Origin of the sequence: Candidatus Protofrankia californiensis (assembly GCF_900634765.1) — a bacterium.
Lineage (GTDB): Bacteria > Actinomycetota > Actinomycetes > Frankiales > Frankiaceae > Protofrankia > Protofrankia californiensis.
Genome location: NZ_CAAAFT010000142.1, coordinates 7094 through 19179, shown reverse-complemented (window position 1 = coordinate 19179; position 12086 = coordinate 7094). Strand labels below are relative to the sequence as shown.

At 68.1% G+C, this 12086-nt stretch carries 10 protein-coding genes; 4 read left to right on the top strand and 6 right to left on the bottom strand.

Translation table 11 applies throughout. From position 1 onward, the window contains the following. Positions 1-689 (bottom strand): glycoside hydrolase family 6 protein (locus tag DD1DGNOD_RS08490; protein ID WP_165036529.1); only part of this gene is annotated, 689 nt, incomplete at its 3' end. A gap of 391 nt (positions 690-1080) precedes the next feature. Between DD1DGNOD_RS08490 and DD1DGNOD_RS08485 the strand changes: the two genes are divergently transcribed. Beyond that, the gene (locus DD1DGNOD_RS08485) at positions 1081-1935 is read left to right on the top strand and encodes a glucose-1-phosphate cytidylyltransferase (RefSeq protein WP_131766011.1); all 855 of its coding nucleotides are present in this window, start codon (positions 1081-1083) and stop codon (positions 1933-1935) included. Between the two features lie 142 nt (positions 1936-2077). Next, entirely contained in the window at positions 2078-2563 is a 486-nt protein-coding gene (locus tag DD1DGNOD_RS08480) for a VOC family protein (RefSeq protein WP_131766010.1), read from the top strand. An 84-nt stretch (positions 2564-2647) separates the two neighbouring features. Here the strand turns inward: DD1DGNOD_RS08480 and DD1DGNOD_RS08475 are convergent, their stop codons facing one another. The 5 genes from DD1DGNOD_RS08475 to DD1DGNOD_RS08455 all read right to left on the bottom strand — a co-directional run bounded on the left by DD1DGNOD_RS08475 (position 2648) and on the right by DD1DGNOD_RS08455 (position 10202). Next, entirely contained in the window at positions 2648-3682 is a 1035-nt protein-coding gene (locus tag DD1DGNOD_RS08475) for a glycoside hydrolase family 6 protein (RefSeq protein ID WP_241255569.1), read from the bottom strand. 114 nt (positions 3683-3796) lie between these two features. Further along, positions 3797-5392, bottom strand: a complete 1596-nt coding sequence (locus DD1DGNOD_RS08470) for a kelch motif-containing protein (RefSeq protein ID WP_241251334.1) — start codon at positions 5390-5392, stop codon at positions 3797-3799. Beyond that, positions 5389-7758, bottom strand: a complete 2370-nt coding sequence (locus DD1DGNOD_RS08465; RefSeq protein ID WP_241255568.1) for a glycosyltransferase family 2 protein — start codon at positions 7756-7758, stop codon at positions 5389-5391. Before DD1DGNOD_RS08465 ends, DD1DGNOD_RS08470 begins: the two co-directional genes overlap by 4 nt. 324 nt (positions 7759-8082) lie before the next feature. After that, a complete protein-coding gene (locus DD1DGNOD_RS08460; RefSeq protein WP_131769835.1) occupies positions 8083-8514 on the bottom strand; it encodes a hypothetical protein in 432 nt (143 codons plus the stop codon). Positions 8515-8942: 428 nt separating this feature from the next. Next, the gene (locus DD1DGNOD_RS08455; RefSeq protein ID WP_131766007.1) at positions 8943-10202 is read right to left on the bottom strand and encodes a glutamate-5-semialdehyde dehydrogenase; all 1260 of its coding nucleotides are present in this window, start codon (positions 10200-10202) and stop codon (positions 8943-8945) included. A 288-nt stretch (positions 10203-10490) separates the two neighbouring features. On the opposite strand from DD1DGNOD_RS08455, the gene DD1DGNOD_RS08450 reads away from it, so the two are divergent. Both DD1DGNOD_RS08450 and DD1DGNOD_RS26710 read left to right on the top strand, forming a co-directional pair. After that, positions 10491-11708 carry an exonuclease SbcCD subunit D gene (locus DD1DGNOD_RS08450; protein WP_131766006.1) on the top strand — a complete coding sequence of 406 codons (1218 nt, stop codon included), beginning with the start codon at positions 10491-10493 and terminating at the stop codon, positions 11706-11708. Then, a partial coding sequence (locus DD1DGNOD_RS26710; RefSeq protein ID WP_165036527.1) for an AAA family ATPase occupies positions 11708-12086 on the top strand: 379 nt, incomplete at its 3' end. The genes DD1DGNOD_RS08450 and DD1DGNOD_RS26710, both read left to right, overlap by 1 nt.

Here is a 12086-nt window from a genome sequence, read left to right as displayed (position 1 = left end):
CAGTCGGTCTGGGAGATCGCGTCGGGCTCGAGGATGACCACGGCCGGGCCTCGACCGATACCGGCGGCAAAAGCGGCGATCCACGCCCGGTAGGCGTCCGCGTCACCGGCCCCGCCTTCGGAATAACCGCCGCAGTCGCGGTTGGGGATCGCGTAGGCGACCAATACCGGTAGCGCACCGGCGGCCCGGATTTCACTGACACGGCCGGCAACCCTGGTCTGAACGGCACCCGGATTCGCGGTGTCACCACCGAACCAGTCCGCGTGCGAGGTGTTCGCGATCCTGTTCAACGTGGCAGCGTTCGCGGGAGCGCTGCCACGCAGCCGGGCGACCGCGGCCATGGCGTCACTGTTGGGGTCGACGTAAAGCGTGGCCACCGTGAACGGGTTGCCGCCGGCTGGCGCCGGTGGGACCGGCAGTGGTGGTGGCGACGGCGTGACGATGACCCCGGTGCGCCCGGAGGGATGCGTGGGCCTCGCGGGCGGTGCAGTGGCTGTTCCCACCGGTGCCGGGGCGAACGAGCCGAAAACCGCGGCAACACTCGTCGGTCGTCCGGCCGCCATCGTAGCCGTAGCGGCCGGACGCGGGATCAGCACGTCCACCGAGGATGGGGAGACCGAAGGAAACATCACGCGCACACAACCGAAACCCACGAATACGGCGACGACGAGGGTCGGCACCGCCCACATCCATCGAGGACGGCCGGATTTCGGACGATGCGCATGGCGGGCGGCCCTGTGCGTGGACCTTCCGTGCGCGCCTGTCGACACACGACCTCCGAACGGGCGGTTCAATGCGGTGTTTTCCTTGCTGCACCCCCCTGTCCGTGCAGGCAGTTTAGCAGTGGCTGCACCGGCAGCACGGAATCGACCAGGGTGGCGACCGTAACATGTCTTGCGACAAGAGTAAGTCGATAAGATGACAACAACGACTTCTTGCGGTAACTTTTAACCATCAAAAAACAATTGATGTTGTTTTTTCGTTGTGAATAGTCCGGCATGGTGGACAGCAAAATTCGACCGGCGGGGGCGTATGCCTGGGGAGGCCCGCCTGCCGCCCGCGCGAGCGGGGAGAGTCAGCATGAAGGTTGTTCTGTTCTGCGGCGGCCGGGGGGAGCGCCTCCTGGACGGGAGCACGATCCAGGTATTCACGCCGAAGCGGACGACGGACGCGCCGAAACCAATGCACGTGGTCGGCGACAAGCCGATTCTCTGGCATCTCATGAAATGGTACGCGACACACGGTCACACCGATTTCATCCTTTGTGTCGGCTTTCGCGGGGAGTTCGTGCGCGACTGGGTCTCGGAACTGTCGACGGTGCGCGTCGACGAACCCACGGCACTGCCGGGCGTGCCCTGCCACCGGCTGCTCGACGGCGAGGCCGCCGGCTGGTCGGTCACGGTCGTGGACAGCGGCCTCACCGCGCCGGTGGGGCAGCGCCTGCGCGCCGTACGCGACCTGGTCGGCTCCGAGGAGCTGTTCCTGGCCAACTACGCGGACGGACTGTCCGACGTCCCGCTACCCGAGATGATCGAGGAAGCCGACCGGAGCGGGGCCGTCGCCACCCTGCTCGCGGTACGGCCCCCGGCGACCCTGCATGCCGTCGGTTTCAGCTCCGATTCGTCCATGATCAGATCAATCGCTCCCCTGGCGATGCAGGACGTCTGGGTGAACGCGGGATTCTTCGTCCTGCGACCAGCCGTGTTCGACGTGATCGGTCCTGGCGAGGACCTGGTGGACGCTCCGTTCGGCCGGCTGGCGCAGGTCGGTCGGCTCGGCGGCTTCCGGTACAGCGGGTTCTGGCGGGCCATGGACACCGCCAAGGACCGGCTCATCCTGGACGAACTGTGGTGTTCGGGCGTGCGACCGTGGGCGATCTGGGAACACCCGGTCCACGACGAGCTGGTCCCCTCCCAGTCACGGGCGCCACGATGATTGCGCGGACGCCATGGTGGCTGTGACGGTGGCTGTGATTGTCAGCCCGGACGGGGTACCGACGACAACGTGGCCTGAAAGCAGCGCCATGACCACCGACAAGACAACCCGGCGGCCACCGCACGAACGAGGGGAACACACGATGACCACGTCAGTCGAGCCGATACCCGCCGGGTACCCCACGATCAGCCCATATCTGTGTGTTGACGGCGCCGCCGCCGCCATCGACTTCTACACGCAGGTCTTCGGCGCGACCGAACGGATGCGGATGGGCGCTCCGGGCGGCAAGATCGGGCATGCCGAGCTCGCGATCGGCGATTCACTGATCATGCTGTCGGACGAGTACCCGGAGATGGCCGCCGTGGGGCCGAAGTCGGTGGGTGGGACGCCGGTCACCATCAGTGTGTACGTGGAGGATGTGGACGCGACCTACGACCGCGCGGTCAAAGCCGGCGCGAAGGGCCTGCGGCCGGTCGAGAACCAGTTCTACGGTGACCGTTCCGGCCAGTTCGAAGACCCGTTCGGGCACCACTGGAGCGTGTCGACACACGTCGAGGACGTCCCGCCCGAGGAGATCTCCCGTCGCGCGGCCAAGGCCGTCGGCGGCACGACCAACGGCCAGGGCTGACCGGCGGCATCCCCAGGCCGGCCCCTGCTCAGCCCCGCTCAGGGTCTGGGTTCGCTCGGAGTGCAGTGTTCGCTCGGTGTTCGCTCAGGGTGTGGCGTTGCGGACGAGCTCATCGGCCTGGGCCGGCCACCAGGTACCGGCCGGGGGGTTCTTCCGTCCGCACTCTCCGTCGCTGGCCCCCGGCACCTTGATCCAGAGAAAGGCGTCCGCGCGCGGGTTACCGGTTTCGGTCGTCGGTGCGGTTCCCAGCCCCCGTGCCGGCGGGTTGCACCAGGAGTCCTTCAGGGTGCCGCCCGCCGGGCCACGCCCGTTGCGTGAGGTGTCGACCACGAAGTGGGTGCCGCCGGTCAGCGCCGAGATCACGTCGGCGCGGGCCACCTCGTCCTGGGTGTGGTAGTAGTTCGACACGTTGACGGCAAACCCGCGGGTCCGCTGCACGCCGGCCCGGTTCAGGCGGTCGGCGATAACCGGTGCCGCCGTCCAGCCGCAGTTGGCACCGTCGAGGTACACACTGGTGCCGGCCAGTCCGCCGTAGACGTCGACGGCGTCGTTGAGCAGCTGGTAACGCTCCTCCTGCTCAGCGGGCGTCAGGCTGTCCAGCTGTGCCAACGAGTCCGGTTCCAGGATGACGACGGCGTTGCGGGCACCGATGGCCGCCGCGGCCTTCCTGGTGAAGGCCCGGTAGGAGGCCGCGTCGGCTTCTCCACCGGCGGAGAAGCCCGCGCCTACGTCACGGTGCGGGATCGCATAGACCATGAAGACGGCGGTGGCGCCGGTTTGGTCCGCCTCGGCCGTGCGCGCCGCCACCTCGGCCTGGACGTTCTCCCCCAGCCAGTCCCCGACCGGGTAGGCCAGCGGCCTGGCGGCGACCGCCGCGGCGGCCGTCCCGGTGGCCGGGTCCTGACGCGCCGCCTGGGCCGGCTGGCTGTTCGAGTCGATGAGAAACGGCGCCCGAGGCGCCGGGCCGTGCGGACCCGGCCCTGCCACCGCGCCGCGACCGGCGGGGTCCCCGGCGGGACACTGCGCGCCGACCGCATTCAGCGGTGTGGTCAGCCCGGCGGTCCTGACCGCCGGGGGGTTCGCTGCGCCCCCGCCACCGCAGGCGGCAAGGACCGACATGGCGCCCGCGACCGCGGCAGCCCTGACCCAGGTGCCACGCCGCGGCCGGTCAGTGTCCGGACCCCGTTCTCCCGTGACATGCCGGACCGACCTGGAGATCAATACAGCCCCTCCTCATCCAACATGAACCCAGGTGGCAACGGAGGGAACACCCTCGTCGTTGGTCGCGAAAAGCATGTACCAGTCTGACGGAAGCAGGTTGGGATTCTCCGGGACGTCCAGTGTGATGCTGCCGGCTGTCTGTTGGACGATGGGTAGCGCCACGGAGCGTTGCTCGGTGTCGGTGACATGGGTATAGGCACCCGGCCGGATCAGGCGCACCTTGGCCGTCGGCTGTGACGACGCCACGGTGATGGTCGAGCCCCGGGCGATCTCGGCCGGCACCAAGGAGATCTTCGGGCGCTCACCCTTGTAGAGATAGTGCGGAGAATACACCTCGATACGGGTCTCGAAGATGTTCTCGTCGCTCAACGGGTTGGAGCCGAAGACCGCCACGCGCCCGTCCGGCAGCAGCAGGTACTCGGAGTGATAATCACGGCCGACGTGCGGGTCGGCCGCCGGGGTGAAGCTGTTGGTGTCCGGATGGTAGATCTCGGCGGTCAGGGAGTCCTTGGCCCGGTAGGCGGTGGAACCGCCGGAGACCAGCACCGTGTCGTCGGGCAGGACGACGGCTCCAGGATACCGTTTGGCCTTCGTCAGGTTCGGGCCGCTGGCGTAGGTGGGATCGGGCGAGGCCAGGTCGACGATGGCGGTACGGGCGCTTGCGTCCTGGGTGTCGCCGACGCCGCCGCCGGCGATGAACATCACCTTCTGGTCCTGCGCCGGAGCAAGCATGATCGTCCCGGCCGTCTCGTTGATCTCCGGCTCGGGCAGCCCGTCGACCGGTTGGAAGGAGTTGTCCGCCAGGTTCCACAGACCGGGCTGGCGTTCGGAGACGTCCGCCGGACCGTAACCGGCGTTGGCGCCGGAGAAGAACAACCGGCCGTCGGCGGCAAGCAGCAGGGACGGATAGGTGGGAAAGACCTTTTTGAGATCGGGATGGTCCTTCCACATCCTGGTGGCCGCGCTGAACAGCTCGGTGTTGCCCTGGTCGATGTCACCGTTCTCGTCGAGACCGGAGACCGACACCACCGTGCCGTCGGCGAGGGTCACCAGTGTCGGATACCAGCGCGCGTGGTTCAGCTCGCCGGTCTTCTCATACCGCTCGGTGTCCGGGTTGAAGATGTAGGAGTCCTTCAGACCCTGATACTCGTGCTTCTTGCCGTCAGGCGAGTCCTGCGCCAGGATCTCGTATTTCTTGGTGCCCCCGGCGATCAGCAGGTTACCGTTCGGGAGGAAGGCGTGCCCCGCGCAGAAGACGTCCCACGGCGTGTAGACGTCGGCAAAGGTATTCGCGATCGGATCCCACAGCACGGTCGTGAAATTCTGCGCGTCGAAATTGCCCTGGTCGTTGCCGGAGCCGGCCATGAGCAGGACCTTGCCGGTACGCAGCATGGCCGCGTGAATGGACCGGGTGCCGCTGTCGGCGACGACGTCCCAGCGCCCGTGTCCGCGCATGTAGTCCGGCTGGTGGGACTGCCATTCGGCGTACTGCGCGGTGGCCCACGAGGCGGCGAACGGACCATTTCCGGCAATGATCAGAAGAAGAAGTACGCCGAGCTGGATCATCCGCCGCCTGCGAACCCGGCTGGCCTGCCTGGAGGCCGTCATGCCAGTTCCTCGAGCAGCCCGTCGCCGGAGACGCGGCGCCGGCGCGGTGTGAGTTTCAGGGTGACGTCCTCCACATAGGCCCCGGACGCCGGGCGCTCACGGGCAGGACCTCCCGGTGCCGGCTGCCCGGCCGCGGACCGGCCCACCTGCGCGGAGCTGTTCTGGGTACGCCAGCCCGGCTTGCCCGGTGTGGACACGGGCGCGGGCCGGACCAGCTTCTGCGTGGTCTCCTCGACGTAACTCCTTGGGCTGAGCGAGGACAGCACAGCCGGCAGGATGATCGTCTGGGTGGCCTCCTCGCGGTATCCGCCGGGCGCGGACGCCGACAGCGCCGGCACGACCGTTGTCTGGGTGACCTCCTCGCAGTGTCCGCCAGGCGCGGACGCCGCGAACACAGCCGGCCGCGCAAGCACCCTGGTGACCTCCTCGACCTCCCCCCGGGGCACTGCGGCCGGCGTGACGGCGGCTGACGCGGCCACGACGGACATGGTTTTTTCCGCCGTGACCGACGATGACGCCGTGGTTGTGGCGGCGACCGCCGCTGCGGCGGGTACCGCCACTTCGGCTGCCGCCACGTCGGGCATCGCTGCTTGTTGTTCGGGTGCCGCTGTTTGTTGCGGTATTCCCGGCTGCTCGGACACCACCACCGGCAGCAGGCCGGGCCCTCCCGCGGAACGAAGCCGGGCGGCAATCGTGGAGACCGACCACATGACAATAGGGGTGAGGCAGATGAGCAGCGATAACGCCGCCCAGACCGTGTTCGCCGGATACACGTGGCCGAAGACCGCCGCGGCGGCGATGGAGGCTGTGGAAATCGCCGCCCAGAAGATGTGTTTGCGAAAGGTCAGGAGCCGGTCGGGACTTACGCTCTGGCCCTTGGGGGTGACCACGAACCCGAGCGGACGCCGTAGCAGAGCGCCGACGAAAGCGGTCGAGTAGAACGGTGTGCACAGCATGGAGACGAAGATTCCGGAGATTCCGGCGGTGCCCTTCTCCTCATGCGGGCTGATGTTGAACCGCCGCAACCAGATGTAGAGCAGGAGTCTGGCCACGGCCACGTCGATGTAGAGAGCCAGCCAGGATGATATATGCACGGTCACCCCGGTCGACCCCAACGCCATGTAGCTGGAGGTGAGCAGCATTCCCATCAGCCAGGTGAGGGCGACAGTCGGATAATGCAGCATCAGGGTGGCGTAGTGCAGGCGCTGCCCCCACGGCAGCTTCCGCAGCCGGCGTACCGACTCGGTGACCAGAACCTCGTTGGAGCCACGAGCCCATCGCAGCTGCTGGCTGAAGAAGTCGGTCCAGGTGGCCGGCCCCTCGCCAACCGCGACCACATCCGGGGTGTACACCGACTTCCAGCGATGACCGGAGTCGGACTGGCGTGCCCCGTGCACGGCGAAGGATGTGGCCAGATCCTCGGTGATCGAATCCTGGAACCCGCCGATCTGCCGCCATGCCGACACGCGGTAGGCATGGTTCGTACCGACGAACATGCCGCAGCCGAACCGGTTGGCCGCCCGCTGGATGACCGAGTGGAACATGTAGTTCTGGGCCTCCGCACCCCGGGTCAGAAAGCCGCGGAAGTTCCCGTAGACCTGCGGCCCCACGACGAAGGCGACCTGGGGGTCGCGGAAGTAGCCGAGCATGCGCGACGCGAAGTTCGGCAGCGGAATGTGGTCCGGATCGACCGACAGTACGACGTCATAGGAGGCGCCATGGGCGTCCAGCCAGGAGTTGTGATTGCCGTGTTTGGTCTTGGCGCGGAACCTCCCCTTGGGCTCGTTCCACCTCTCGACCCCCTTGCGGGTGAAATGGTTGACCCCGAGGTCCTCGCACATCCGGCGGACCGTCGGGTCGTCCCCCTCGTCGAGCAGCCAGATGTCGATGGGTGTGCCGTAACGGATCTGCCGGGCCGCGATCAGGGTGTCGCGCACGACGTCCAGTGGTTCCTTCGACGGCACGATGGTGGTCGTGAAAGCGATCCGCAGACCTGCCGGGGGCCTGACCGGCACCGGGTTGCGCATGATGTAGGCGGCCCAGCAAAGAGTGATCGAATTGAGTAACCGGATGCCCTCGGAGACGACGATCATCCAGAACATGACCGCGTTGCCGATGCGCACCGGCGCTGGCAGGTACCTGCTCTGAGGAAAGTGATCCGGTTGGACCAGCCAGACGAAGAACAGCGACGACAACCCGACGGTAGCTATCAGGAGCGGCAGCACCATCCAGAGCTCCCGACCCACCATCACCTTACGGTAGGCAACGTGGTACTCTGCGTCAGCAGGCGGAAGGGTGAGTGGACCCGCGAGCTTCGAGAAGGAGGTGTAGTCGTAGGCCAATTCTCTTCCAAGGACTCGTGCCACCGGCGGGCTGTGGTCAGCGCCACGACATGCGTCGCATGCAGTTCGGTGAACCGGCCCGCGCCGGGACAGGGATACGCGCCAAAACCTTGTCCGTTGTCGACATGTTCGCGGTCGGCGATCCGCCGGATCCAGGTCGGATCACCCGGCGTCGACCACGCGATGGCGGCGCCATACCCGAATCAGTCCGTACTGGTTGCGATCTACGATCCGTCAAGGACGTCGTGCCGCCGCAGTGCTAGGGAGGCTGGGGGGCACTGACCCCGGATGCCGGGCGGCAGGCACACGAAACCGACACGCAACAGACGTCCTGAGAGTCGATCATCATCAGGCTATGTCACCGGATACCTGCACGGAACGGCCGGCCGCCTGCCATGCGATCCCGCCGAGGAGCAGCACGACACCGGCGGTGAGGCTGAGCCACAGGCCCAGACCCACCTCGGCGGTGGCCACGGGATGATCCGTCTGGAAAGTGCCAATCCGCAGCCGCAGGAACCTGGCGGCTATCGCATCCCCAGCATTGATCTTAATGGCGGCGAGGGCGGCAATCGCGCCCCCGGCCACGGGCAGCACCAGCCCGAGCGGACGCGTGCGCGGGACCTCGCGCAGCAGCACGCTGACGACAACACAGAGGATGCCCAGTCCGAGCACCACCTTGCCATGCCAGGACAGCTCCAGCCCCGTCCTGCTGCGGTGCAGCAGATCGGCGCCGCGGTCGGACAGGGTCGCGCCCGCCCACGGCAGGAACGCCCCTGCCACAGCGACCACCCCCGCCACGCCGCATCCCAAAGTGATCATGTTTGCCGTATGCGACCCGACACCAGTCGGCACATCCCCATCCGACACGGCGTTCCCTCCGTCGTTGGCACAGCCCCACCATGGAATCCGACGCCCGACGCCCCCGAAACGCTCGAACGGGCAGACCACTCCTTGTCCGATCATGATCTGGACAAGAAGACAAGTAATGGAATGTCTAGAGCTATCCCCTACCGAGTCAGAAGCGTACCTGGCGCCGCAGCTCGGTCGTAGGCGTCCCCCTGGCGTGACCAAGTCGCCAATCAGGTGCTCTGTCCCGCAGGTGCGGTCAGCCGCTCAGTGCCCCGGGGACTCGAGCCACCGGCGGCCCGAAAACATGATCACGCTGCCTTTGGTCTCTAGGAATCCTTTGGTCTCTAGGAATACAGTGCCTAGACCACCAGGTGACCGTCGCCGACGCCCACCCAGGTGGTGGACGTCAGCTCGGTCAGGCCCATCGGCCCGCGGGCATGCAGCTTCTGGGTGGAGATCCCGATCTCGGCACCGAACCCGAACCGTTCACCGTCAGTGAAGCGGGTCGAGGCGTTGACCATGACTGCCGCACTGTCGCAGGTCGCGACGAACCGGCGGGACGCGCTCAGGGAACGGGTCACGATCGCCTCCGTGTGTCCGCTGCCCCACCGGCGGATGTGCGCGACGGCGTCGGCGAGGGAGTCCACCACCCGTACCGCCATGTCCAGCGACAGGTACTCGGCGGCCCAGTCCTCCTCCGTTGCGGACAGCGCCGACGGGTCGTGGGAACGGACCACGTCGTCACCGTGGACCGTCACCCCCGCCTGGCGCAGCGCCGCGAGCACCCGCGGCAGGAAGACGTCCGCGACACCCGCATGCACCAGCAGCGTCTCCGCCGCGTTGCACACCGACACCCGCTGGGTCTTCGCGTTGAGGACGATCGCCAGTGCCTGGTCGAGGTCCGCGTCGACGTCGACGTAGACGTGACAGTTACCGACCCCGGTCTCGATCACCGGCACGGTGGACTCCTCCACCACGGTCCGGATCAGCCCCGCACCCCCACGCGGGATCAGCACGTCGACGAGGCCGCGCAGGCGCATGAGCTGCTTGACGGACTCGTGGTCGGCGCCGGGCACGAGCGCGACCGCGTCGGCGGGCAGCCCCGCCCCCGCCGCGGCGTCCCGCAACGCCGCGACCAGCGCCGTGTTGGTACGCAGGGCTGAGGCGCTGCCACGCAGCAGCACGGCGTTGCCGCTTTTGACGCACAGGCCGGCCGCGTCGACCGTCACGTTCGGACGGGCCTCGTAGATGATCCCGACCACGCCGAGAGGCACCCGGACCTGACGCAGTTCGATGCCGTTGGGCAGCACCTGACCGCGTACCACCGTGCCGACCGGATCGTCGAGCAGCGCGACCTGGCGCAGACCGTCCGCGATCGCGGTGAGGCGGTCAGGAGTAAGGGTGAGCCGGTCGATCATGGCCTCGCCGGTGCCGGCGCCACGAGCGGCGGCCACGTCCTCGCGGTTGGCCGCCAGGATCGGCCCGGCACCGGCGAGGAGCGCATCCGCCATCGCGTGCAGAGCGCGGTCCTTGTCCGCGCGGGACAACGGGGCGAGTACGGCCGCGGCATCCCGCGCCCGGACCGCGGTCTCGCGGACATCCTCCGCAAGGCTGTTCATGACCAGTTCCTCCCGACCCGACGCTCGTCCAACGCGTCACGCCTAGAAGGCCGGAGGCGGGGCGATAATGTTTTCCGCGCCGCCGACGGCCCACGTTTCCAGGGCACCGGAGGGCCGAAGGCGCCGCGATCATATTCTTTCCGCGCCGCCGGACCCCGGAGCACTACGAGGCTACCGGCGTGTCAGGGGATTCATAATGATCGTCTTTATGGTGACCGCTCGGGACGGGCACGCGCACTACCCGCACCCGCGTGCGGAACCGTCGGAGGCGCGTCCTACCGTGCAGGCATGCTCGTGCTGCACACATCCGACTGGCACCTAGGGCGTGCCCTACACCGGTTCGACCTCCTGGCGGCGCAGGCCGCGTTCGTCGACCATCTCGTCGAGGTCGTCCGGGCCGAACACGTCGACCTCGTCGTGGTCAGTGGGGACGTGCACGACCGGGCCATCCCGCCGGTGGCGGCGATGCGGCTGTTCGACGAGGCGCTGTCGCGGGTACGTGACGCCGGCGCACACGTGGTGGTGATCAGCGGCAACCACGACGCCGGGGCGCGCCTCGGTGACAAGGCCGGGCTGCTCGACCCCCGGGTACGCATCAGGACGGACGTGTCCGCCATCGCCACACCCGTCACCGTCGAGGACTCCCACGGGCCCGTCCACGTCTACGCGCTTCCCTACCTCGAACCGGCGGCGGTGGCCGCCATCCTGCCGGCGGCACCCGGTCCGGACACCGACGACGGGACGCACCTCGACGGCACGGCACCCGCTGGCGGCACGCCACCGGCTGGCGGCACGGCACCGAGCCATGCCGCGACGCTGGGCCGGGCCATGCGGGCCGTACACGCCGACCGGGCTCGGCGCGACGGCCGCAGCATCGTCTGCGCCCACGCCTGGGTCAGCGGTGGCCAGGTCAGCGAAAGCGAACGTGACATCGGCGTCGGCGGGCTCGCGGCCGTCCCGGCGGAGCTGTTCAACGGGATCACCTACACCGCGCTCGGGCATCTGCACCGGCCGCAGGCGTTGGACGAGGGCCTGCGCTACAGCGGCTCGCCCCTGCCCTACTCGTTTTCCGAGGCGACCGACATCAAATCGTCGCTGCTGGTGGACATCGATGCGGACGGCCTGAGCGGGCTGGAGGAAATCCCGGTACCCGTCTACCGCAACCTCGCAAGGCTGCGGGGCCGGCTGGCGGAACTGATGACAGCCACCGTCCACGAACGACACACCGCCGACTTCGTCTCGGTGGTGCTCACCGACCCGGTCCGCCCGATGGATGCGATGGCGACCCTGCAGCGCCGCTTTCCCTTCGCGCTCACCCTGAGCCACGAGCCTGCCACCAACGCGTCCGTCGACGAACTCACCTACGGCCGGCGCATCCACGGACGTTCCGACCTTGCCGTGGCCGAGGCGTTCGTCACCCATGTACGGGCCGAACCGAGCGAGCGCGAGCGGTCCCTGTTACAGGCGGCGTTGGACGACGCCCGCCGGGCCGAGGAGGCGGCCTGATGCGTCCGCACCGCCTGGAACTCACCGCTTTCGGAGCTTTCCCGGGTCGGGTTGAGCTGGATTTCGACCGTCTCGGGGCCGGCGGTCTGGTGCTGCTGTGCGGCGAGACCGGCGGTGGGAAGACCACATTGCTCGACGCGCTCGGCTTCGCCCTCTACGGCATCGTCCCGGGGCTTCGGGCCCGTGCGAAGGACCTACGCTCCCACCATGCCGACGCGGGCACCGAGCCGTGGGTCCGCCTGGAGTTCAGCGTGTCCGGGCGCCGTTACCGGATCGCCCGGACAGCCGTCTGGGACAAGCTCAGGCGGGGCGGTGCCGGCAGCTCCCGGGTGAACCCCACCGCCCTGCTGCAGCGCCGCACCGACGCCGGCTGGGAGG